The sequence below is a fragment of the Paenibacillus lautus genome (genome assembly GCF_050482385.1).
Taxonomy (GTDB): domain Bacteria; phylum Bacillota; class Bacilli; order Paenibacillales; family Paenibacillaceae; genus Paenibacillus_AQ; species Paenibacillus_AQ lautus_B.
Genome location: NZ_JBCNHV010000004.1, coordinates 1 through 24643, shown reverse-complemented (window position 1 = coordinate 24643; position 24643 = coordinate 1). Strand labels below are relative to the sequence as shown.

Sequence of the window (24643 nt, the reverse complement as noted above, 5' to 3'; positions counted from 1 at the left end):
CTTATCCTTTCGCTGCGGTTACCCGGTTATAATGCTCCAGGTAAACGAGAAGTATCGAAATATCCGCTGGCGTTACACCTGCAATGCGTGATGCCTGACCGATGGAGATCGGGCGGATCTTGTTCAGCTTCTGCCGAGCTTCCATAGCCAGTCCGTTGATCTCGTCATAAACGATATCCTCCGGAATGCGTTTTTTCTCCATCTTCTGCAGCTTTTCCACATGACCCAGCTGTTTCTCAATATAACCCGCATATTTGATTTGAATTTCGACTTGCTCCTTCATTTCCTCATCCAGTTCGTAAGGAGACGGCGAGAGCGACTCAACCATCGCAAACGTGATTTCCGGACGACGCAGGATCGTCAGCATATTGCTTCCATCCACAATCGGTGCAGAACCGGCCGCTTCAAGCATCGCATTCACTTCAACCGGCTTCACCTTCGTTTGACGAAGACGTTCGATCTCCTGCTCAACCAGCTGCTTCTTCTGAATGAATTTAGCATAACGCTCTTCTGAAATGAGGCCGATGTCATGACCGATTTCAGTAAGACGCAGATCGGCATTATCATGACGAAGCAGCAGACGGTATTCTGCACGGGAGGTGAGCAAACGATAAGGCTCATTCGTCCCTTTGGTCACCAGGTCATCGATCAGCACTCCAATATAACCTTGGGATCGATCCAGTATAACGGGCTCTTTGCCCTGCACTTTACGTGCTGCATTGATTCCCGCCATAATGCCTTGTCCTGCAGCCTCTTCATAGCCCGAGGTTCCATTAATCTGTCCGGCCGTGAACAGACCCGGCAGTTTTTTCGTTTCCAGAGACGGCCACAGCTGTGTTGGCACCATGGCATCATACTCAATAGCATATCCGTTACGCATCATTTCTACCTTCTCCATTCCGGGAATGGAGCGAAGAACGGCAAGCTGAACATCCTCCGGCATACTGGTGGATAGCCCTTGCACGTAGTATTCTTTCGTATTTTTACCTTCAGGCTCAAGGAAAATTTGATGTTTCGGTTTGTCGGCAAAACGAACGATCTTGTCCTCGATAGACGGGCAATAACGTGGACCAGTACCTTCTATAACGCCAGAGAACATCGGGGCGCGGTGAAGATTATCATTAATGATCTGATGCGTATCCACCGACGTATACGTCAACCAGCAAGGAAGCTGCTCATTGTCGGAGGATTTCGTTTCATAAGAGAAGAACTTAGGCTTCTCATCCCCAGGCTGAATTTCGGTCTTGGAGAAATCAATCGTATCCTTGTGCACCCGCGGTGGTGTACCTGTCTTGAAGCGAACAAGATCGAATCCAAGCTCGCGCAGGTTATGCGCAAGTTTTACCGACGGTTGTTGATTGTTCGGACCGCTCTCATACATCAATTCACCCATAATAACTTTACCGCGCAAATACGTACCGGTTGTCAGCACAACCGCCTTCGCACGATATTCCGTACCCGTTTGTGTCACGATCCCCACGCAAACGCCATCTTCTACGATGAGCTGATCGACCATACCCTGACGAAGGGTAAGCTTCTCTTCCTTCTCCATCGTCTCTTTCATGGTATGCTGATAAGAAAACTTATCGGCTTGAGCACGCAGCGCATGAACAGCCGGGCCTTTACCTGTATTCAACATTCGCATTTGAATGAAAGTTTTATCGATATTGCGTCCCATTTCTCCGCCCAGTGCGTCGATTTCGCGAACGACATGGCCTTTGGCAGGCCCTCCAATGGACGGGTTACAAGGCATAAACGCAACCATATCCAAGTTGATGGTAACCATCAACGTTTCAGCACCCATTCGTGCAGATGCAAGTGCAGCCTCGCAGCCGGCATGTCCTGCACCGACTACAATCACGTCATAAGTGCCACCCATATAGCTCATAGCTCACCATCCTGTTCTTATTGTGTTATATACGTAATCAAAGGGCATCCTACCTCGAATATCCCTGTAATTGCTGAGTTGTTCCTACTATATATAATAATCCTTGGAGCTTATTTCCCCAAGCAAAACTGTGAAAAAATCTGATCAATGAGCGAATCGCCAACCGCTTCGCCCAATATCTCACTTAACTGTTCCCAAGCCATTCTCACATCGATTTGGATCATATCGATCGGGATGAGCTGTTCAGCCGCATCGTAAGCATCCTGCAGCGACTGCTTGGATTTCTTCAGCAAAGCGATATGTCGCACATTGCTCACATACGTCAGATCTCCGCCTTCAATCTGGCCGCTGAAGAATAAGTTGGATATGGCCTCTTCCAACCGGTCGATACCCTCTTGTGCCTTCATCGACATCGGAACAATCAATTCATCGGGATAGTACCGATGCAGAATGTCCAGATCGAGATTAGACGGTAAGTCCATTTTATTCATAATGACAATACATTGTCTACCGCGTATTTGTTCCATCAATTCCAATTCGTCCTGATGCAGCGGTTCACTGGCATTCAGCACGAGCAGAATGAGATCCGCTTCGTTTACCGCATGCTTGGATCGTTCAACGCCGATCTGCTCGACCACATCCATCGTTTCCCGGATGCCCGCCGTGTCGAGCAGCTTCAACGGAATATTGTTAATGGTCACAAATTCCTCAATGACATCGCGAGTCGTCCCGGGTATATCCGTGACAATCGCCCGATTATCCTGGGCCAGCGTGTTCAGAAGCGAGGATTTGCCCACATTAGGACGACCGATAATCGCTGTCGTAATCCCTTCACGCAGGATTTTCCCTTCTTGCGCGGTCTTCAGCAGCTTATCAATTTCACCCATAACAAGCTGGCTTTTCTCTTTAATGAATTCTGAAGTAAGCGACTCCACGTCATGCTCAGGATAATCGATATTCACTTCGATATGGGCCAGCGTTTCGACCAAGGTATGACGCAGCTCGTTGATCTTCCGGGATAACGTTCCTTCAACCTGCTTGAGGGCAACGGAAAAGGCGCGATCGGATTTCGAACGAATCAGGTCGATAACGGCTTCCGCCTGGGATAGATCGATCCGCCCGTTTAAGAAAGCCCGCTTCGTAAATTCACCAGGTTCCGCCAAACGGATGTTTAATTGAAGCAGCAAATCCATCACCCGCTTGACGGAGATGACCCCACCATGAGCACTGATCTCGACGACATCCTCGGTCGTGAACGATCGAGGAGCACGCATCACGGTCACGAGCACCTCTTCAAGGTTTTCTCCTGTTTTCGGATCTACAATATGACCGTAATGAACGGTATGGGAGTCCACTTCCGTTAACTTGTTTTTGCTTTTGAATATACGTTCCACTTCCTGAACGGAGTCCGGCCCGCTAACGCGAATAATCGCAATGCCGCCTTCACCGACAGCTGTTGAAATAGCTGCAATCGTATCACTAAACATCGTTTCCTTCACCTCTTTCTTTCGTAAAAAACATCAGAAATACAGCCATACCATATATAATCCGGCTGCTACATCTATCAACGTTAAAGAAAACCTCCTGCTGGAGTCTTCCTGTATAGGTCTCTGTAAAAAACAATGACTCCCTCTTGAAGCTTAAGGAGTCATTGTTTATATATACTCTTCAACTCATTTAGGACGACTTGGGTGTAATGACAACCCGCCGGTTCGGCTCTTCGCCCTTGCTGTACGTCTTCACGGCTCCATTCGATTGGAGTTTGGCGTGAATCACCTTCCGCTCAGCAGCAGGCATAGGCTCAAGCACAATCTCTTTACGGGTCTTCAGAACCCGTCCCGCTAACCGCTCCGCCAGATCCTCAAGCGTCTTCTTGCGACGGTCACGGAAGTTCTCGGCATCCAGTACGATGCGAAGATAGCTGTCGGAGTAACGGTTAGCTACGATATTCGCCAGATACTGAAGGGCATCCAGAGTCTGACCTCTGCGCCCGATCATCAGTCCAAGTCCGGCGCCGGAAATTTGAAGCGTGGTAAAGTCTTTCCCCTTCTCGACCTCAACCGAAATATCAAGCCCCATGGCTTGTCCGGTTTCAATCAGAAAGGTGATGGCTTCCTGGTAAGGATCCTTGCCTGCAAGCGAAGCTGTGTCAGGGTTCTCTGTATCCATGCTGACAGCAGGTTCCTGCGTCATTACAGAGGTATTAGAGATCTGAACCACTTTGGCCGGAACAGCTTGCGCGTTCGTAGGAGGTACTTCCTTCACAGATGATTCGCCGCCAGCACGGTCAGGCAGGAGCGTTAGTTCGACTTTCGCTTCCTTGACCCCGAACAGGCCCAGGAATCCTCTTGATGGCTGACTCAATACTTGAACCGATACACGGTCTTGACTTACACCCCATCGGGCCAGCCCTTGTGCGACAGCATCTTCAATGGTTTTTCCTGTTGCGACGATTTTACTCATCTCGACTTCTTGGCTCCCTTCGAACCTTTTTTCCCGCCTTTGCTGCCACTCTTTTTCCCGCCCTTGTTACCGCTCTTATTGCTCTTCTGACCGTCGGTTGCGCTGGCAACGCTTGCCACGATAGCAGCCTTGTCATTGTTGCGGTACAAGAAGTAGTTCTGCACGATCGTGTAGAGGTTACTGTAGAACCAGTACAACGGAAGCGCCGAAGGGAACTGGAAGGACATTACAAAGATCAGAATCGGATAAACGAACAGCATGAACTGCATCATTCCCATTTGCTGAGACGGGTTCATCTTCATCATCATTTTCGTTTGGAAAAACGTAGTTGCAGCGGCAAGCACCGGCAAAATAAATAGCTTGTCCGGTTGACCTAATTGCAGCCACAGGAATTCGTGATCACGAAGGAGATTGTTATAGTAAATCGAATGATAGAGTGCGATAAATATTGGCATTTGTACGATCAGCGGCAAACATCCCGCCATCGGATTAACCTTATTCTCCTGGAAGAGCTTCATCGTTTCCATTTGAACTTTTTCAGGTTGATCTTTATATTTCTCGCGAATTTTCTGAATTTCAGGCTGAATGGCCTGCATTGCCTTCGAGCTTCTGACCTGTTTCAGAGTCAGCGGTAAAATCAAAGTACGGACGATAAGCACCATCACGAGTACGGACAATCCGTATTCACCGTTAAACCATGTAGCAAACGTATCAAGTGCCCATGTAAAGTAATAAACAACGTTGCTCTGCCAAAAGCCTCCATTTTTCAAATCTTCAATGGTACGCGTTTGGTCAGCTCCACCAGGCGCACAACCTGATATAACGGCCACTGCAAGTATTACAGCGGTGAGGAGGAACCATTTCCCTCGTCTTGTCTTCATGAACGACACTTCAAAACCCCTCTCTTCGCCATTCCATTCCACGGTAAATCATAACATATTTATATGGACAAATAAACACATGGTTCAGCCCCTCTTCGCTTTCAGAAGGGACGATTTCCTCAATACATGAAGCACGCTTTTCTCCAGCTCCTGATATGACTTATCGAGCGCTCCTTTTCGAACGATAAAGATCAGGTCAATATGCTCGATAATCTGATGCTGATGGTGCCTGACAATCTCTTTAACCAGCCGTCTCATCCGGTTGCGGACAACCGCATTGCCGATCTTTTTGCTGCATGAAACGCCAACGCGAAACTGCTCTACCTCTTTTTTGCGTGACCAATATACAACAAATTGATGATTGGCGAAGGACTTTCCGTGTCGATATACCCGGCTGAAATCAGCGCGGTTCCGTAAACGAAGTTTTCTATGCACAAGTTTCTCCCGCCCTGCCGTTAATCAAATTCAATAATCATGCTTTTCTTTGGCATCTCTTCTATTATAATAGTATAGTCATGCCAAAACCGCGATAAACACTCCATTAGAATACTTTAAGACTCACTATAGCCTATATTCTGTCGGTTTCAAAAGGAATCTCCTCACACTGCAGGAGATATTACGAAAAAAAGACCACCTCGGTGGTCTTCGTGGCACAATATTAAGCGCTCAGTACTTTTCTGCCTTTTTGACGGCGGTTAGCCAATACTTTGCGTCCGTTCTTCGTGCTCATTCTTTTACGGAAGCCGTGTACCTTTTTACGTTTGCTTACATTCGGTTTGAAAGTCGGTCTCATGAATTAATGCACCCCCTTACAGGAATATGTCGTACCCATATTTTAAGATCATAACGTCAATCGACGCACTTTCACGGAAGAATAGACCGCGATTTGTTGAACCGACGTCTATGGACGTATCTCTTGTAAACAGACCGCTAAATGGTAGCGGATAATGTTCTCATCTTCACAGAAAATGCCTTTATACATTTAATCACGTTCAGGCCCAAAAGTCAAACCTAAGTTAACTTCAGCAAGCACTTAAGTTTTCCACAAGTAGTCATTATTGCTAGTTTTGAATTATCCACATGGGGATAACCTATTTTAAATAGGTTGTGGATGTCATTTTTCGATCCATATAACGCCTTTCATCCCTTAAATGTCCCTTATTTACAGAGGAGCTATAAAAGAGTAGTATAAATAATTGAATTCAAGTTGTATACAAGTATACACCTAAGAAAGGAGCTGCTTTGTTTTATGAAAATAGGCATGATCGGTCTGGGGAAAATGGGCCTCAATCTGGTTCAGAATCTAATTCATCATCAGCATCAGGTCGTAGCTTACGACTTAAATAAGGAATTGGTCGATCAAGCTGCCCAGTGTGGTGCCGAGGCCGCACCATCAACTGAGTTGCTCGTTGCCAAACTGGATAAACCCCGCATCGTTTGGATGATGGTACCGGCTGGAAATATCGTGGATTCCGTCATCGATTCCCTCACCCCACTCCTCGAGTCCGGTGATATTCTGATTGACGGGGGTAATTCACATTATAAAGATTCCAAAGCCCGTGCAGCGCGGCTGACGGATCAAGGCATTCATTATTTTGATGCCGGCACTTCAGGCGGTATGGAAGGCGCTCATAACGGTGGCTGCTTTATGATTGGGGGCAATCGCGACGTATTCAACAGCATTGAACCCCTATTTAAGGATATGGCTGTTGAGAACGGTTACTTGTATGCCGGGGAAAGCGGCAGCGGCCATTTTCTGAAAATGGTCCATAACGGAATCGAATACGGCATGATGCAATCCATTGCGGAAGGCTTTGAAGTGTTGGAAAAAAGCGCATTCGACTTCAACTATGAGGATGTCGCGCGGGTTTGGTCCAATGGTTCCGTCATTCGGAGCTGGCTTATGGAGTTGACGCAAAACGCATTTTCCAAGGATCCGAAGCTGGATGGCATCAAAGGCGTGATGAAATCATCCGGCGAAGGAAGATGGACCGTTGAAACGGCACTTGAGGTTCAAGCCAGCGCTCCAGTCATTGCCATGTCGCTGTTCATGCGCTATCGCTCCCTTGACCAAGATACGTTCCACGGTAAAGTCGTTGCAGCGCTGCGTAATGAATTCGGCGGCCATGCGGTTGAGAAGTCGGAATAACATTGATTCTCTTTGATAACCTGCTGTTTCTTAAGGGTATCATGTCATAGCTTCTTCATGGTCCCTTTTCCTTTCGATGTGGTATCATTACCACTAGAGAAAATTAGAATCAGTACCGGATTGGAGAATTGTATTATGAAATTTCCCTCAACGTGGCTTCAAGGAGCTTCTCTCGGAGAGGCCATCGCCAGTGAACTGAGATTACAGATTATTAGCGGTACCATCAAGCGCGGAGAAATCCTGTCCGAGAACCGGATTGCAGGTGAATTCGGCACCAGCCGATCTCCTGTGCGGGAAGCAATGAAAACGCTGTCCAGCGAAGGATTGATACAATTGGAGCGCATGGGAGCCGTTGTCATGGGCTTATCGATTAAGGAAGTAGAGGAATTATACGATGTCCGTTTTCTTATTGAAAGCTTTGTTCAAGGCCAAGTATTTGCGAATCCCCAGCCGGAATTAATCCAACATTTAAAACAAATCGTTGATCGGATGGAGCTTGCCGCCAAACATCAGGACCCGGTTGAATTCTCCTATCAGGATTTGGCTTTTCATGAACGGATCATTACGGAAGCGAACCATAAACGGATTCTTCATCTGTGGAAGAGCATTCGCCCTATCGTGATCACCGTCATGTTAATTACGACCCGTCAGGTGTTCGGTGGCGGAGGCACCAAGATTCGGTATGTCATGGACAAGCATCTTCAGCTGATTGCAGAGATGGAATCCATGGATCCGGCACGGATCCAAACGGCGGTTCAACATTACTTCGATGATTCCCGTCAGACGCTTCATCTTAGTTTTCCGGAGGGTTAGCTTAATCCTCCCTTCCTCCGCCTTACGAAACACTATGCACGCTCTAAGTTGTCGACAAGTATACAATAGAATTCGCGTTTGTTTTGGGTATACTACCGCAGAACAGCTCGATATTAACCATTTCCCAATTCAAAATGGGTAATCTATAGGAGGAAGCAAAATATGAATTCACTATTCGGTCTCAGTCATAATGCTACCTTATTGATCTGGACGCTGCTGACGATCGTCTTCCTGATCGTGCTGATTTCCAAATATAAATGGAACCCTTTCGTGACCCTACTGATCTCCGCACTGATCCTTGGTCTATTGACGGGCATGCAGCCTGCGGATGTTATTACTTCGATAACCGGCGGCCTAGGGGGAACGCTTGGAACGATTGCCATCGTTATCGCCCTTGGTACCATGCTCGGAAAAATGATGGCCGAATCCGGAGGCGCCGAGCAAATCGCGACCACCCTCGTTGATCGCTTCGGCGAAAAGCGGGTCCACTGGTCCATGATGATTGTCGGCTTTATCGTCGGTATTCCCGTATTTTTCGAGGTGGGCGTCATCCTGTTGATTCCTATTGTTTTCACGGTTGCACGCAAAACGAAAATGTCTCTGCTGCACATCGGCATTCCGATTCTCGCCGGATTGTCCACCGTTCACGGTTTGGTGCCTCCGCATCCTGCTCCAATGATTGCTATTGAAGCTTATGATGCGAACCTTGGCATGACGATTTTCTACTCACTCCTGATCGGGATCCCTGCAGCGATACTGGCCGGCCCGGTGTTCGGCAAATTCATCGGCAAACGGATCCGAACCGAACCACCCGAGGAACTTGCCGAGCAGTTTTCAAGCAAAGCTGAACGCGGATTACCCGGCTTCGGCATCACATTGTTTACAATCTTGCTGCCGGTCATTCTGATGCTTATCGGTTCCGCAGCCGATATTATCGATCCGGAGTCCACCAGCTTTATAGCCGTGTTCTGCAAATTTATCGGTCATGAAATCATTGCACTGCTCATCGCTGCGGTCTTCTCCTTCTTCTCGCTGGGATTCGCACGCGGCTTTAATAAACATGATCTGTCCCGCTTCACCAGCGAATGTCTTGCTCCGATCGCTACGATCATTCTGATCATCGGTGCGGGCGGTGCATTCAAGCAGGTTCTGATCAACAGCGGCGTCGGCAATGCCATTGCCGAAATTGCAACCGGTGCAAATATCAATGTCATCCTGTTCGCGTGGCTTGTGGCCGCACTCATTCGAGTTGCAACCGGTTCCGCCACTGTAGCCATGACGACTGCCGCCGGGATTGTCGCTCCTGTGCTTGCCATGACGCCTGGGGCTAACGTAGAGCTTGTGGTGCTCGCTACCGGGGCAGGCTCCATCGTACTGTCTCACGTGAACGATGCCGGCTTCTGGATGGTAAAAGAATTCTTTAACATGACGGTAGCTCAGACGCTGAAATCCTGGACCGTGATGGAGACAATCCTGTCCCTGACCGGACTGGTGTTGGCTCTGGTTCTCAATGTAATTGTATAATGAAGCAATAAGACACATGGGGGCTCCCGGAATGCTGATATCTTAACAGCGAACCGGGTGCCCTTACGTAGAAAGAAGGTATGTCTCATGAGTACTCAGAACTATATGATCGGTGTCGATATCGGAACAACCAGCACCAAGGCTGTGCTTTTCGAGGAGAATGGTGAGGTTGTAGCCAAAGCCGGCGGCGAATATCCGCTGCTTACCCCTACTCCCTCTACGGCGGAACAAGATCCGGAGCAAATCTTTCAGACCGTCATTTCCTCTGTCCAAGGGGTCATGACGCAGAGCGGGATTCATCCGGATCAAGTTCTGTTCGTATCTTTCAGCGCGGCCATGCACAGCGTCATTGCCATAGATAGCCAAGGCATCCCGTTGACTCGCTGCATTACCTGGGCCGACAACCGCAGTGCAGCCTGGTCTGCAAAGCTCAAAAAAGAACTCGGCGGGATGGAGCTGTATCTTAGAACCGGGACTCCGATTCATCCGATGTCACCTGTGACCAAGCTGATGTGGATGCGCCATGAGCTGCCCTCCATCTTTCATCAAACAGCCAAATTCATTTCGATTAAAGAATACGTTTATTTCAAACTATTCGGCCAATATATTGTAGACCACTCCATTGCCTCCAGTACCGGAATGATGAACCTTGAGGCACTGGCATGGGACCAGCAGGCGCTCGAGCTCGCTGGCATCACGGAAGACCATTTATCTACGATAGTACCGACGACACATATCATAGAAGGTCTGAAAAGCGAGTATGCCGCAGCCATGGGGCTCTCCACTTCCACCCCCTTCGTGCTTGGAGCTGCCGACGGCGTGCTGTCGAACCTCGGCGTGAATGCCATCAAACCGGGAGTCGTTGCCGCTACCATCGGTACGAGCGGTGCAATCCGTACGGTTGTCGACAAGCCGATGACTGATCCGAAGGGTCGTATTTTCTGCTACGCATTAACGGAGAAGCACTGGGTCATCGGCGGCGCGGTTAACAACGGCGGCATGATTTTCCGCTGGGTCCGCGATGAATTTGCTGCCTCCGAGGTCGAAACGGCCAAGCGGCTCGGCATCAATTCGTATGATGTTCTAACCAAAATCGCGGACCGTATTCCGCCAGGCTCGAACGGACTGCTATTCCACCCGTACCTGACCGGAGAACGTGCGCCGCTATGGGATCCGAATGCCCGTGGATCGTTCTTTGGATTAACCCTGAATCATAAAAAAGAGCATATGATCCGCTCCGTGCTGGAGGGCGTGATCTTTAATATGTATACCGTTCTGCTGGCGATGGAGGAACAAATCGGCCGGCCGGCCAAAATCCATGCCACCGGCGGTTTCGCCCGTTCACCCATCTGGCGGCAGATGATGGCGGATATTTTTGATCAGCAGGTGATCGTACCGGAGAGCTACGAGAGCTCTTGCCTTGGCGCCGTAGTCCTTGGGCTATACGCTACAGGAAGAGCGGATTCACTCGACATTGTAGAGACGATGGTTGGCGGCACCTATGAACACCAGCCTGTGAAGGAAAGTTCTGATGTTTATAAGGCTCTGCTGCCAATCTTTATCCGCATTTCGCGGAAGCTGGAAGAAGATTATGAAGCCATTAGCCAATTTCAGCGCCGATTCGAGCAATCGTAAGCTTACTATAGTAAGGAAAACGTCTATCTACGTACATTCTCGAGAAAACAGACCGCTATTAGACCTTGTTTTTCTTGCGATATCAGGTAGGCCATGTTTCGAAGTTTATACTTTCTGATATATGAAGTAAAAGCCCGTTTTCGATGGATCCGATCCATGGCGAAAACGGGCTTTTTTGTCATAATGCCTGTGTGAAAAATATCCACAACGCGAATCCCATACCGAAAATTCCCCCTGCCTTACACATAAAGAAGTAGAAATCGCTAGGCTCCGGATTATCTATCATCCAATTCGAGGGCGACATATGAAACATAAAGCGTTGAAAGGCTTCATAACGGAATCCGCACCAGGCATAGATCAGCATCACGAGCGCCAATATGAAGAATCCTACGCTGCCATTGGGGTCATGATATCGCTCGTCGGAAGCCTTAACAAGCTCTGAGGGAAAGTAGCGAGGCTCTTCCGGATCGGATCGGTGTACTTGCCCCGTTCCATCGCTGAACCTGATGCCGGGTACCACCATCTCCCCTTTCTCGTTGTAAGCAAGAAAGCTCCGGTCTCCAAAAGGTTTCACGAGGTAGGTCTTACCGTCAGGATAACTCACTTTATATGACGCAGAATGGCCGGATTCCTTTCCATATTTCCGGATTTCATATACCTCGCCCGCAATCTCAACCCGTTTATCTTCTACATAAGTATGAACATAAATCGGCTCGCCGCGGCCAAATGAAGCCCTATATTCGATGCTCCCGCTTCCCAAATCGGTATATTTGGCGTACTTTAGTCCTTCCATATGAAACACTTTCTTCGAATAATAGCCCTGGGCCCACACGGTAATTAGAACCAGTGCGGCCGCCAGAGCGAGTAGAAACCCTATTTTTCTCCAATTCAAGGCCTTCCCTTCCGTCCGCATCCTGGACCTCCGTTCCGATTTTTTCTAAATCATACGGTCCCAGCGCAAAAAGGTTGCAAAGCGAACGTGTTGTCTGTCTATTTCCAACTTGAGTCCCTCAGATTAACCGCCGTTATACGACACCCATCGCGCTTTAAACCTTAGATAAGGGGCCCTTCAAAGGCTCACGGTTACAGATTAAGCACGATATTTCTATAAAAAAAAGCCCTCAAATGGAAATCTATCGATTCCATTTGAAGACTATCCACAGTCATTTTTCACCCTTGGTCGATTTATTGGCTGCTAGAACATTCAACCATAAGTTATGAACAGATGGTGAGAGAAGAAAATTCTGCTTGCGAATCGGACAACCTGTGAATAATTTTTTTCGCATTTAGGCCAATGATGTCGAAGGCTAAACAAATTATAAACAATATATAGTGGTGTGAATAAAAATTATGCACAACGTATTGAATTTGTGGATAAATTAGCGACATACATTGAAAATAAGGCCTTCTTTTGCTATGATGATATTACTTTTGGTTGTGAATATGTGAATGAAGCTATAATATTATCAACAGGCTGTGGATAAAGTTGTGAACAATTTCAATTTATCCATATTTTTTTGTTTCCACAGGAGTTAGTTCTGGGGATAATTAGACATCATTCATTTTCTTTCGACAATTCCACACATGGCTCTAGCCACATTTGGAAGATTTAAAGGAGTGACAGTTTTGGAAAGCCATACTTCCGAATTATGGCAAGAAATATTATCGATCATACAAACCAAGCTGAGTAAACCGAGTTTTGACACTTGGTTTAAAGCGACCAAGGCATTGACCATTAACGATCACTCCGTCGTCATTTCAGCACCGACAACGTTTGCTGTGGAATGGCTGGAGAGCCGATACACCAAGCTGGTTAGTGCAACCGTACTGGAGGTGGTGGGCAAACAGGTGGATGTCCGCTTTGTCATTGAAGAGGCTAAAGGACACGAACCTGTGCCGCAGCAGCCCTCGCCGCCGCTTGAAATATCCGGAGAAGAAATTCAGTCTCATATGCTGAATCCGAAGTATACGTTTGATACCTTTGTCATCGGTTCTGGCAACCGGTTCGCGCATGCTGCCTCGCTCGCTGTTGCCGAAGCTCCGGCTAAGGCGTATAACCCATTATTCCTATATGGTGGAGTTGGTCTTGGAAAAACGCACTTGATGCATGCCATCGGCCACTATATTTTGGAACACAATCCCAGCAGTAGAGTCGTGTATATTTCCTCCGAGAAATTCACCAACGAGTTCATCAACTCCATTCGGGACAACCGCGCTGAAAGCTTCCGCAACAAGTACCGTAGCGTCGATATTCTGCTCATTGACGATATTCAGTTCTTGGCAGGTAAAGAATCGACGCAGGAGGAATTTTTCCACACGTTTAACGCCCTGCACGAAGAGCGGAAGCAGATTATCATATCCAGTGACCGTCCGCCTAAGGAGATACCGACGCTGGAAGAACGGCTCCGTTCCCGGTTCGAATGGGGATTGATCACCGATATTCAACCACCGGATCTGGAGACACGGATCGCTATTCTTCGCAAGAAAGCGAAGGCCGAGAATCTGGATATTCCGAACGAAGCCATGATGTATATCGCCAATCAGATCGATACGAACATTCGTGAGCTCGAAGGTGCCCTGATCCGTGTCGTTGCCTATTCCTCCCTAACCAATCAGGACGTAACCACGCATCTGGCAGCCGAAGCCCTGAAGGATATTATTCCGTCCAGTCGGCCGCGAATGATTACGATTCAGGACATCCAGCAAAAGGTCGGCGAGTATTACAACCTGAGGCTGGAGGACTTCAAAGCCCGCAAACGTACCAAAGCCGTCGCATTTCCGCGGCAAATTGCCATGTACCTGTCCCGCGAATTAACCGACTATTCCCTTCCCAAGATCGGAGAAGCATTCGGAGGCCGGGATCATACCACTGTCATACATGCCCATGAGAAGATTACCCAATCTCTGAAAAATGACCAAGAGCTGTTCAAAGTGGTCAATAATATTACGGAGAAAATCAAAAATCCAACCTGAACAAGTTCAAAGCCTATGCACAATCTATACACATGTGGATAGGCTTAATTTTATGCCTTTTCTGGGGCTTATCCACATATTCAGTGCCCCTATTACTATTACTAATAATAATTAATAAATAATTTAACCATAAAGAGGGGAATCCTCTTGGCATTCGCCAAGTGAAAAAACCCCTCTCATTTTTCCGTAAGGAGTGAAATTGATGAAAATCAGCATATTAAAAAATGTATTAAACGAATCCATTCAACACGTATCCAAGGCGATTTCCAGCCGAACCACGATTCCGATCCTCAGCGGCATTAAACTGGACGTCACCTATTCAGGTGTCACACTAACTGCTAGCGATACTGATATTTCCATTCAATCGTTTATTCCTGCGGAAGATGAGAAGCATACCATCGTCCAGGTAGAGCAGCCTGGTAGTGTTGTGCTGCCAGCCAAATTTTTTGTTGAAATCATCAAGAAACTCCCTTCCCAAGAAATCCAGATGGAGGTAAAAGAGAACTTCCACACCTTTATTTCTTCGGGAGCTACGGAAATTCAGATGGTGGGCTTGGACCCGGAAGAATTCCCGGTATTACCCAACATTGAAGGCAGCCAAACCGTTTCTTTGCCTGGAGATCTGCTGAAAAATATGATCAAGCAAACGGTATTCTCCATTTCCACCCATGAAACAACGCCTATTTTGACTGGGGTATTATGGAGTCTGAACGACAATGAGCTGAAATTTACCGCTACAGACCGTCACAGATTGGCAACTCGCTCCGCACAGCTGGATAATGTGCAGGACATTTCGTTCAACAATGTCGTTATTGCGGGTAAGACGCTGAATGAGCTGAGCAAAATCATTCCGGACCAAAATACGCTAGTGGATATCGTTGTGGCCGATAATCAGGTATTATTTAAAATTGACCGTGTTCTGTTCTATTCCCGTATACTGGACGGCATTTATCCCGATACTTCTAGAATTATTCCAACATCGCATAAAACAGAACTCGTTTTGGACACAAAAAAATTAAGTGAGTCGATCGACCGCGCTTACCTGCTCTCCAAAGAGGAGAAAACGAACATTGTTCTCTTGCAAACGATGGAACATGGCGGCATCGAGATCTCTTCCAGCTCCTCCGAGCTTGGTAAAGTGCGTGAAGAATTGGATCTGGTCGATTTCAAAGGGGAGCCGCTGCGCATCTCGTTCAACTCCAAATATATGCTGGACGTGCTAAAGGTGGTTGAAAGTGAACAGCTGATGATCGCTTTCATGGGGGTTATGAGCCCGATCATTCTTAAACCGCTCGACGACAGCAAGAGCCAATATATTATTCTGCCGTACCGTACGGCCAATTAAAGTTATCCCCATGTTGATAGGGATGAAAGGACGAAGTCATGAAACAAATATTTATCCACAGTAAATATATCAAGCTGGATCAGTTCTTGAAGCTTTCAGATTGCGTATCCACAGGTGGGATGGCGAAGGCACTGCTGCAGGAAGGAGCAGTTCTGGTCAACGACGAAAAGGAAGAGCGGCGCGGACGCAAACTGGTTCCTGGCGACATCGTCAAGGTGGAGGATTGCGGAACGTTTCAGGTGGCAGCACAATAGACAGCCTCCCGCAGCCGCTTTGGCGCTAAGCGCGGAAGACGAGGGAGAGGATAAGCTTGTTTGTCAAAAATGTCAGCCTGCAGCATTATCGAAACTACGAGAAGCTGCAGCTTGAGGCGTTTGGTGACGTTAATTTGATTATCGGACGCAATGCTCAGGGAAAGACGAATTTGATGGAGGCGCTCTTTGTGCTTGCTTTAACGAAGAGCCACCGTACCTCCAAGGATCGCGAATTGATTGGATTCGAGCAATCCAGTGCCCATATATCAGCCGAGATTGACCGCAAGTACGGAGCTTTGAAGCTGGAGCTGAGCTTATCCCAGCAGGGGAAGAAAGCAAAAATCAATGGACTTGAGCAGCGAAAGCTTAGCGATTTTATCGGCTCGCTCAATGTCGTGATGTTTGCACCCGAGGATCTGGAGATTGTCAAAGGCACGCCGGGGGTTCGCCGCCGGTTTCTTGACATGGAGATCGGCCAGGTGGCACCAAGCTACTTGTTTCATCTGCAGCAATACCAGAAGGTGCTCGTGCAGCGCAACAATCTGCTGAAGCAATTATGGGGAAAGGGCAGCGCCGAGCAAGCGATGCTGGACATTTGGAACAGCCAATTGGCGGAACATGGTGTTAAAATCGTCAAGAAGAGGAAACAATTTATAAAAAAGCTGCAAAAGTGGGCTGAAAGCATCCATCAGGGGATCACAAACGGCCTGGAAGAGCTCTCTTTACACTACCTTCCGTCCTTTGCTGACGCGGAGGAAGAAGATGAAGCTGTCTTATTTGAGACATTTATGATAAAATTATCACAAATGAAAGAGCAAGAAATACGGCGTGGTATGACATTGGCAGGTCCTCATCGAGATGATCTGGCTTTTTATATTAATGGCAAAGAAGTCCAAACGTATGGATCTCAAGGTCAGCAGCGGACGACGGCGCTATCTTTGAAACTGGCTGAAATCGAGCTGATACAGGAAGAGATCGGTGAATATCCGGTGCTGCTTCTGGATGATGTGCTTTCTGAATTGGATCCGTACCGGCAGACACAATTGATCGAGACATTCCAGAGCAAAGTGCAGACATTCATCACGGCGACGGGCATTGAGAGTTTGAATACCGACAAATTGAAGGGTGCCAGCATTTTTCATGTCCATGACGGACAGGTGGGCTCTTAAGGAGTGATTCCATATGTATATTCATTTGGGCGGAGAGAAGATCATCCGTTCGTCGGAGCTGGTTGGAATTTTTGATATCTCGATAGAGAAATCTTCAAAAATCTCCAAGCAGTTCGTCACGCATGCCCAGCAGCATAAAGTCGTGGAGATGATTGGCGAAGAAGATCCGAAATCCATTGTGGTGACGAAATCGATCGTCTATTACTCTCCGATCTCCTCTGCAACGCTTAAGAAGAGAGCCAATCATTTTGTAGCTCAGGCATAACAGAATCTGTAGAAGTAGGTGAAGGCATGTCTATGAATCAACCGACATATGATGAGAATCAGATTCAGGTACTGGAAGGATTGGAAGCCGTTCGTAAACGTCCGGGGATGTACATCGGGTCTACCAGTGCCAAGGGTTTGCATCATTTGGTATGGGAAGTTGTGGACAATAGTATTGACGAAGCGATGGCGGGAATATGCGACCATATCGAAATCATTGTCCATGAGGATAACAGTGTTACCGTTGTCGATAACGGGCGCGGGATTCCGGTCGGCGAGAACGCCAAACTGAAGAAGTCCACGCTGGAAGTCGTTATGACCGTCCTTCATGCCGGCGGTAAATTCGGCGGCGGCGGATATAAAGTATCCGGCGGTCTGCATGGTGTTGGTGTCTCAGTTGTGAATGCACTGTCTTCGAAAGTCGTGGTTCAGGTCAAACGTGACGGGCATATCTACCAACAGGAGTATCATCGCGGCGTTCCTCAATATGATATCAAGGTCATCGGGGATTCCGACGATCACGGGACAACCGTGACCTTCCTGCCGGATTCCGAGATTTTTACGGAAACAACGGAATATGATTACAACACGCTGCTGACACGGATTCGTGAGTTGGCGTTCCTGAACAAGGGCATTGCGCTTACGCTGACGGACGAACGTACGGGTGCCTCCGACTATTTCAAATACGAAGGCGGCATCATTGAATACGTCAAGTTCCTGAATGAGAAGAAGGAAGCGCTGCACGAAGACCCTATCTATGTTGAGGGCTCACGGGATAATATTCAGGTCGAAGTATCGCTTCAGTATAACGACAGCTATACCGAGAATATTTATTCTTTTGCAAATAATATCAACACGCACGAAGGCGGAACGCATGAATCCGGCTTTAAGAGTGCGCTCACGCGAATCATCAATGACTATGCCCGCAAAACGGGATTGATCAAAGATAACACCAACAACCTGTCGGGTGACGATGTGCGTGAAGGATTGACGGCAATCATCTCGGTCAAAGTGCCGGAGCCGCAGTTCGAAGGGCAAACCAAAACCAAGCTCGGCAACAGTGAAGTGCGCGGTATTGTGGAATCCTTGTTTGCTGAGAAGCTGCAGGAGTTCCTGCAGGAGAATCCGTCGGTTTCCCGTCGGATCTTGGAGAAGGCGCTCCAGGCATCACGTGCTCGTGAAGCGGCGCGTAAAGCCCGCGAGATGACCCGCCGTAAGAGTGCGCTTGAAGTCAGCGCATTGCCAGGTAAACTGGCAGACTGCTCTTCCAAGGATGCCTCCATCAGTGAGCTGTACATCGTCGAAGGTGACTCTGCCGGCGGATCCGCCAAGCAGGGACGTGATCGACATTTCCAAGCCATTTTGCCGCTTCGGGGTAAAATTCTCAACGTGGAAAAGGCGCGGCTTGACCGTATCCTCTCCAATGCGGAGATCCGGGCGATCATTACGGCGCTGGGCACAGGGATTGCGGAAGATTTCGATCTGTCCAAGGCTCGTTACCACAAAATCATTATTATGACCGATGCCGACGTCGACGGTGCGCATATTCGTACCTTGCTGCTGACGTTCTTCTACCGTTACATGCGTAAGCTGGTAGAAGCGGGATATATCTATATCGCCCAACCGCCGCTCTTCAAGATCGAGCGCAATAAGGTGATCCGTTATGCCGGCAGTGAGAAAGAACGCGACCAGATCATTAAGGAATTCGGTGAGAACGTCAAAATTAACGTACAGCGCTACAAAGGTCTCGGCGAGATGAACGCCGGACAGCTGTGGGAGACGACGATGGATCCGGAGAGCCGTACCATGCTTCAGGTGACCATCGAAGATGCGATCCTGGCCGATACGTTGTTTGATACCCTGATGGGCGATAATGTTGAACCGCGACGGGATTTCATTCAGGAGCATGCGAAGTCGGTCCGTAATTTGGACGTATAAGATTTTAATTTCAAAAAGGGGCATCCCAAGGTCTGTGAAGGCCTCAGGGTTGCCCCTTTATTTTTACGATGGATGTGGATGTGGGTGCTCGTCAAATAACCTAATCGCCATATAACCTAAATTTGGGGGATTAATTCATATATCGTATGCTAACCAGTCTTTTTGGCTTTTTTCTTGCTGGATAATTTACGCCCATAAGCGGCGGCATATTTTTTAACCTGTTTATAGATGCTCGGATTTTTGAAATATTTCTTGAACGGGAACAGAGCAGGTTTGGTATTTACCTCCAAGATCCATATGTTCCAGCGACCATCAATGGCAACATCCAGGCCGATTTCTTTCAGGTTGGGATAGGATTTCTGCAGTTGGGCTGCGACATTCGTCCCAAGCACTTTCAGCTCTTTTCGGATGTTCTCTGCCTCTTCTGCCGTCATATGCTCGGTCATCAGCGGTTTATAGTGGTTGACCACGCCGCCGCTGTGGTGGTTGGTAATGATTTTATTTTTGGCCGCCACCCGGCCAATTATTCCTGTGCTAACCCACTGACCCGAGGGACTCTTCTGAGTAAGTACTCGAAGATCAAAGGGCCGGCCCTCATGGCGAAGCAGATGGATGCCTTGCTGAATCAGATACTCCTGGCCCTGAAACAGAGTGCTCAGCGTTTTATGCAGACTCTCAAGGGAGCTAAACATTTCGTTCTTCTGTTCATAGCGAAGTTTGTAGGAAGCAGTCGTGTCTGCGTTAGCATCAGCATTTTGGGAATTGAGCTGCTCAACTGACATGACGCCGATGCCGTAGGTCCCCCGATCAGGCTTAATATACACAAGTTTATGTGTACCCAGCATGTCTTCAAGAGCCTCCAAAGAATATTGGCGGGTAGAGGGAACATAAGAGGCGAGACCTTTATTTTGCAACAGTATTTTCGTTTTCGCCCATTTGCTTGCAACGCGTTGTATAGTCAACCATCTTCATCCTTTCCAGCCATATGATGTGTGTGACAGCATTACACCTGTCCTGTGGCAAAAGTCATGCGCTCCGAGTCGATTTGAAAGAATCAGGGTGTCTCCCAGCAAGAGAGGTGCGCCCGGAAAACATAGGACAAGTATGACAATCAGTGGTATAATATAAAGATGTGATGATTCGTAAAGTGCTTTGCAATGCATTGTATGTGAAGAGGGGAACGGAGGACAGGGCGTATATCCCGGTTTTCGGGCAAAAATCATTCTTTCACTTGATCCATCCCGTGTTTAATTGTGCACGGTTTGTGAAAGTAATATAATAAAGGTTAGTGCGTTTCTAGGTTTCTGATCACTATTCTGCTTTTTTCACATAGATCAAGGCATGGTTGATAGGAAAATGAAGGAGGTCCAGCATGGCGGAAGAGAATTTCTCCCAAATCAAAGATCGGGACATTGGTACCGAGATGCGCGAGTCCTTTATGGATTACGCGATGAGCATCATTGTCAGCCGGGCTTTGCCGGATGTACGGGACGGAATGAAGCCAGTACACCGTCGTATTTTATATGCGATGTCTGAACTCGGAATGGCCCCGGATAAACCGCATAAGAAATCGGCAAGAATTGTTGGCGAGGTTATCGGTAAGTACCATCCTCATGGTGATTCCGCAGTTTATGAATCCATGGTTCGGATGGCGCAGGACTTCTCCATGCGTTATATGCTCGTTGATGGACACGGAAACTTCGGTTCCATTGACGGTGATATGGCAGCGGCTATGCGTTATACCGAGGCTCGTTTATCGAAAATTGCTATGGAAATGCTGCGTGATATTAATAAAGAGACGATAGACTTTGCTCCTAACTATGATGGTGAGGAACAGGAGCCGGTCGTTCTTCCTGCGCGTTATCCTAACTTGCTGGTCAACGGCGTATCGGGGATCGCAGTAGGTATGGCTACCAATATTCCGCCTCATAATCTTGGTGAAGTGATCGATGGCGTTCAGGCGATGATTCGAAACCCTGACATCACGCCGATGGAGCTGATGGAATATATTCAAGGACCGGATTTCCCGACTGCGGGATATATTCTGGGACGTGAAGGAATTCGTCAAGCCTACCGCACGGGTCGAGGGTCCGTTACGATGCGGGCGAAGGCGACCATTGAAGAGAATAACAACAAGGCGCGCATTGTCGTTCACGAGATTCCGTATCAGGTGAACAAGGCTCGTCTGGTTGAGAAGATTGCGGAATTGGTTCGCGATAAGCGGATTGACGGGATTACCGATCTCCGCGACGAGTCTGATCGTAACGGCATGCGGATTGTTATTGAGCTGCGCCGGGACGTCAACCCGAATGTCGTTTTGAATAACCTGTATAAGCATACGGCCATGCAGTCTAATTTCGGTATTAACATGCTGGCCATCGTAAACAATGAGCCGAAAATTTTGAACCTTCGTGACGTCCTGTTCTACTATTTGGAGCATCAGGTCATCGTTATCCGTCGCCGGACCGAGTTTGAACTGAGGAAGGCGGAAGCTCGCGCTCATATTCTCGAAGGTTTGCGGATTGCGCTGGATCATCTGGATGAGGTTATTGCCCTCATTCGCGCGTCGCAGACCACAGAGGCTGCTCGCGAAGGCTTGATGGAGCGTTTTGGTCTCAGTCATGAGCAGGCGCAGGCTATTCTGGATATGCGTTTGCAGCGCCTGACTGGACTCGAACGCGAGAAGATTGAGAACGAGTACCAAGAATTGCTGGCCAGAATCGCGGAACTGCGCGAGATCTTGGCTAATGAGCATCTTGTACTTCAGATTATCAATGATGAGCTCCAAGAGATTAAGGAGCGCTTCTCTGATGAACGCCGTACCGAAATTACGGTCGGGGAAGACAGCATCCTGGATGAGGATCTGATTCCACGGGAAGAAGTGATCATCACCATTACGCATACCGGTTACATCAAGCGTCTGCCTGCGAACACCTATCGCAGCCAGAAGCGGGGCGGCCGCGGTGTTGTGGGGATGGATACGAAGAGTGAGGACTTTGTCGAGCATCTCTTCGTCACGAATTCCCACCACTATCTGATGTTCTTCACGGACAAAGGGAAGGCGTACCGGTTGAAAGCTTATGAGATCCCAGAGCTTAGCCGTACCGCCCGCGGAACGCCGATCATCAACCTGATTCAGATTGAACAGGGCGAGTCGATCAATGCCGTGATCCCGGTGGAGAACTTTGATAGCGATAATTTCCTGTTCTTTGCAACGCGCCAGGGTGTCGTTAAGAAAACCCCACTTGAGGATTATGTCAATATCCGCAAGGGCGGTCTGATTGCGATCAACCTGCGCGAGGATGATTCCCTGATCGAGGTTAAGCTGACAGACGGTCAGCAGGAGATCATCATGGGTACGGCACAGGGAATGTCCATCCGCTTCAAGGAGAGCGATGTTCGCTCGATGGGAAGAAGCGCGACGGGGGTTAAAGGAATTACCCTGGATGACCATGATGAAGTCATTGGCATGGATGTGGTGGACCAGGAACTTGATATCCTTATTGTAACGACCAAAGGTTACGGCAAACGGACGCCTGCAAGCGACTACCGCAGCCAGACCCGTGGCGGTAAAGGGATCAAGACCATCAATATTACGGAGAAAAATGGACCGGTTGTGGCACTTAAGGTCGTGAAATCGGAAGAGGATCTCATGATTATTACGTCTAGCGGCACCATCATCCGTACGAGCATGGAGGGCATCTCTACCATGGGCCGTTATGCTCAGGGCGTGAAGTTGATCAACATCCGTGAGGATGATTCCGTAGGTACCGTGTGCCGTGCGGATAAGAGCGACGAGCCTGAAGCGGACGAAGAGGAAGAAGAAGGTCAAGATGGCACGGAGCCGCTTGAGCCGACGGAAGAATAAACGAAAGTATCGGGCATGGATGCAGATTTGCATTCATGCTCTTTTTTGTCTTATCGGATTACAAATTCAGGGAATTGGTATTGTACAGGCCGCGAAAGACGAACTATAATATGTATAATATAAGGTGAAGTTTGCTGCTATGACGCAGCTTAATAGATGGAGAGGTTGATCATGACGATCAAAGCCGTGAATGAAGTGGTGGCTGGAGTAAAGCTGGCCAAAGATGTGTATACGCCTCTGGGAGGCCTTTTGCTTCAAAAAGGGAAGGTCTTGCTTCCTCGGGATCTAGAGGTTTTGAAAGCTTTCATGGTGGATCATGTTATTGTGGAATCCGTTGAAGCAGACAGCACTAGAATACCGACCGTAAAATCCGCCGGACAGAAGCCGTCGCTGATTTTTACGGGAAGTCAACAGGGCAGCGGGAACGAAGATGCACCTGTCCGAAAAGACTTGGCCTTGCATGAGGAATACGACAAGACCATGACCCTGGTCAAAAACTGTTACCAATCCGCCATAACGGGCGAGCTGCGAATGTATGAAGTTCGTAATCAAATGGACAACTTATTAAAACACCAACATGAGTATCATATTCTTAAATTTATTCCACGCATGACCAATCGCCATGATTATCGCTATCACAGTGCAGTACTGTGTGCCCTTTCCTCCTATAAGCTGGCACAATGGGTGGGGCTCCCGCAGAAAGATTGGATGCAGGTAGCCTTTGCAGGACTGCTGCATGATATCGGAAATGCTAAGATTGATCCGATTGTGTTGAACAAGCCTTCCAAACTAACCGACGAAGAGAACGAAGAAGTACGTCAGCACACGACTTACGGTTATCAGATTCTCAAGAATGTTGCGGCGGTGAATGAAGGAGTTCGGCTCGCAGCTCTCCAGCATCATGAGAAAGTAGATGGCTCGGGGTATCCACTGCGGCTGGAGGGGAACAAGATTCATATCTATGCCAAGATCGTTGCTGTTACCGATATCTTTCATGCGATGACACTGGATAAGTTCTATCGAAATGCCCAATCGCCTTATGTTGTGTTGGAACAAATCCAACTGGAGGCCTTTGGCAAGCTGGATCCAAAGATCGTTCGGACTTTCATCCAAAAGGTAACCGCCTTGCATTCAGGTACTCGAGTGCGGTTGAGCAATGGCACTTCGGGAGAAATCGTATTTACGGACGCCCAGCATCCAACGAGACCGATGGTTTCCGTTCAGGGGGAGATCATTAACTTGATGCAGCAGCGCCAACTCTATATAGAAGAAGTCATTTATTGATTTTCAAAAAAGGGTTGACCTACATAGGAATGCTGTGATATATTATTTCTTGCCGCTTCTGAGCGGATATATATCGCAGCTTTCAATGAAATAAAAGTTTTCAAAAAAAGCTTGCTAAATAATTGAGAGTGTGATATATTATAAGAGTTGCTGGTGCGAACGAGATTCGCCGGTAACGAAGAAGTTGATCTTTGA

At 48.0% G+C, this 24643-nt stretch carries 21 protein-coding genes; 12 read left to right on the top strand and 9 right to left on the bottom strand.

Features of this window, described 5'->3' with window-relative positions:
• Position 1: 1 nt before the first annotated feature.
• From mnmG to rpmH, 6 genes are all read right to left on the bottom strand, one after another.
• Positions 2 to 1888 (bottom strand): tRNA uridine-5-carboxymethylaminomethyl(34) synthesis enzyme MnmG, encoded by a 1887-nt coding sequence (mnmG, locus tag ABEW73_RS07460; RefSeq protein ID WP_430173595.1) that lies wholly within the window; start codon positions 1886 to 1888, stop codon positions 2 to 4.
• Positions 1889 to 1998: 110 nt separating this feature from the next.
• On the bottom strand, positions 1999 to 3375 hold the full coding sequence (mnmE, locus tag ABEW73_RS07455; protein WP_098749638.1) for a tRNA uridine-5-carboxymethylaminomethyl(34) synthesis GTPase MnmE: 1377 nt from the start codon (positions 3373 to 3375) through the stop codon (positions 1999 to 2001).
• Positions 3376 to 3565: 190 nt separating this feature from the next.
• Positions 3566 to 4351: an RNA-binding cell elongation regulator Jag/EloR gene (jag, locus tag ABEW73_RS07450; protein WP_430173593.1), complete on the bottom strand. Its 786-nt coding sequence runs from the start codon at positions 4349 to 4351 to the stop codon at positions 3566 to 3568.
• Positions 4348 to 5241, bottom strand: coding sequence for a YidC/Oxa1 family membrane protein insertase (locus tag ABEW73_RS07445; RefSeq protein WP_430173591.1), 894 nt, complete (start codon positions 5239 to 5241; stop codon positions 4348 to 4350). The genes jag and ABEW73_RS07445 overlap by 4 nt, the downstream gene beginning before the upstream one ends.
• Positions 5242 to 5316: 75 nt before the next feature.
• Positions 5317 to 5667: a ribonuclease P protein component gene (gene rnpA, locus ABEW73_RS07440; RefSeq protein WP_009591465.1), complete on the bottom strand. Its 351-nt coding sequence runs from the start codon at positions 5665 to 5667 to the stop codon at positions 5317 to 5319.
• A gap of 223 nt (positions 5668 to 5890) precedes the next feature.
• A complete protein-coding gene (rpmH, locus tag ABEW73_RS07435) occupies positions 5891 to 6025 on the bottom strand; it encodes a 50S ribosomal protein L34 (protein WP_006207379.1) in 135 nt (44 codons plus the stop codon).
• Between the two features lie 456 nt (positions 6026 to 6481).
• On the opposite strand from rpmH, the gene gnd reads away from it, so the two are divergent.
• The 4 genes from gnd (at position 6482) to gntK (ending at position 11353) form a co-directional block, all read left to right on the top strand.
• Positions 6482 to 7381 (top strand): phosphogluconate dehydrogenase (NAD(+)-dependent, decarboxylating), encoded by a 900-nt coding sequence (gnd, locus tag ABEW73_RS07430; protein WP_430173589.1) that lies wholly within the window; start codon positions 6482 to 6484, stop codon positions 7379 to 7381.
• A gap of 135 nt (positions 7382 to 7516) precedes the next feature.
• Positions 7517 to 8194, top strand: a complete 678-nt coding sequence (locus ABEW73_RS07425; RefSeq protein ID WP_430173588.1) for a GntR family transcriptional regulator — start codon at positions 7517 to 7519, stop codon at positions 8192 to 8194.
• Positions 8195 to 8356: 162 nt separating this feature from the next.
• Positions 8357 to 9718, top strand: coding sequence for a GntP family permease (locus ABEW73_RS07420; protein ID WP_430173586.1), 1362 nt, complete (start codon positions 8357 to 8359; stop codon positions 9716 to 9718).
• Between the two features lie 87 nt (positions 9719 to 9805).
• Entirely contained in the window at positions 9806 to 11353 is a 1548-nt protein-coding gene (gntK, locus tag ABEW73_RS07415; RefSeq protein ID WP_430173584.1) for a gluconokinase, read from the top strand.
• Between the two features lie 178 nt (positions 11354 to 11531).
• Here the strand turns inward: gntK and ABEW73_RS07410 are convergent, their stop codons facing one another.
• Positions 11532 to 12266, bottom strand: coding sequence for a hypothetical protein (locus ABEW73_RS07410; RefSeq protein ID WP_430173583.1), 735 nt, complete (start codon positions 12264 to 12266; stop codon positions 11532 to 11534).
• A gap of 713 nt (positions 12267 to 12979) precedes the next feature.
• Here ABEW73_RS07410 and dnaA point away from each other — a divergent pair.
• The 6 genes from dnaA to gyrB all read left to right on the top strand — a co-directional run bounded on the left by dnaA (position 12980) and on the right by gyrB (position 19296).
• Positions 12980 to 14326 carry a chromosomal replication initiator protein DnaA gene (dnaA, locus tag ABEW73_RS07405; protein WP_076326303.1) on the top strand — a complete coding sequence of 449 codons (1347 nt, stop codon included), beginning with the start codon at positions 12980 to 12982 and terminating at the stop codon, positions 14324 to 14326.
• A 202-nt stretch (positions 14327 to 14528) separates the two neighbouring features.
• The gene (dnaN, locus tag ABEW73_RS07400; protein ID WP_430173582.1) at positions 14529 to 15671 is read left to right on the top strand and encodes a DNA polymerase III subunit beta; all 1143 of its coding nucleotides are present in this window, start codon (positions 14529 to 14531) and stop codon (positions 15669 to 15671) included.
• A gap of 38 nt (positions 15672 to 15709) precedes the next feature.
• Positions 15710 to 15925 (top strand): S4 domain-containing protein YaaA, encoded by a 216-nt coding sequence (gene yaaA / locus ABEW73_RS07395; protein WP_430173580.1) that lies wholly within the window; start codon positions 15710 to 15712, stop codon positions 15923 to 15925.
• A 56-nt stretch (positions 15926 to 15981) separates the two neighbouring features.
• On the top strand, positions 15982 to 17094 hold the full coding sequence (gene recF / locus ABEW73_RS07390) for a DNA replication/repair protein RecF (RefSeq protein ID WP_076326306.1): 1113 nt from the start codon (positions 15982 to 15984) through the stop codon (positions 17092 to 17094).
• A gap of 13 nt (positions 17095 to 17107) precedes the next feature.
• Positions 17108 to 17359, top strand: a complete 252-nt coding sequence (gene remB, locus ABEW73_RS07385; RefSeq protein ID WP_071219299.1) for an extracellular matrix regulator RemB — start codon at positions 17108 to 17110, stop codon at positions 17357 to 17359.
• A gap of 26 nt (positions 17360 to 17385) precedes the next feature.
• Positions 17386 to 19296: a DNA topoisomerase (ATP-hydrolyzing) subunit B gene (gyrB, locus tag ABEW73_RS07380; RefSeq protein WP_213647629.1), complete on the top strand. Its 1911-nt coding sequence runs from the start codon at positions 17386 to 17388 to the stop codon at positions 19294 to 19296.
• Positions 19297 to 19445: 149 nt separating this feature from the next.
• Here the strand turns inward: gyrB and ABEW73_RS07375 are convergent, their stop codons facing one another.
• Positions 19446 to 20258, bottom strand: a complete 813-nt coding sequence (locus tag ABEW73_RS07375) for a YheC/YheD family protein (RefSeq protein ID WP_430173578.1) — start codon at positions 20256 to 20258, stop codon at positions 19446 to 19448.
• A gap of 410 nt (positions 20259 to 20668) precedes the next feature.
• On the opposite strand from ABEW73_RS07375, the gene gyrA reads away from it, so the two are divergent.
• Entirely contained in the window at positions 20669 to 23164 is a 2496-nt protein-coding gene (gene gyrA, locus ABEW73_RS07370; RefSeq protein ID WP_430173577.1) for a DNA gyrase subunit A, read from the top strand.
• A gap of 171 nt (positions 23165 to 23335) precedes the next feature.
• The gene (locus tag ABEW73_RS07365; RefSeq protein WP_430173575.1) at positions 23336 to 24448 is read left to right on the top strand and encodes an HD-GYP domain-containing protein; all 1113 of its coding nucleotides are present in this window, start codon (positions 23336 to 23338) and stop codon (positions 24446 to 24448) included.
• On the opposite strand, the gene ABEW73_RS07360 is transcribed toward ABEW73_RS07365, so the two are convergent.
• Positions 24442 to 24643 (bottom strand): hypothetical protein (locus tag ABEW73_RS07360; protein ID WP_430206380.1); only part of this gene is annotated, 202 nt, incomplete at its 5' end. The genes ABEW73_RS07365 and ABEW73_RS07360 overlap by 7 nt on opposite strands.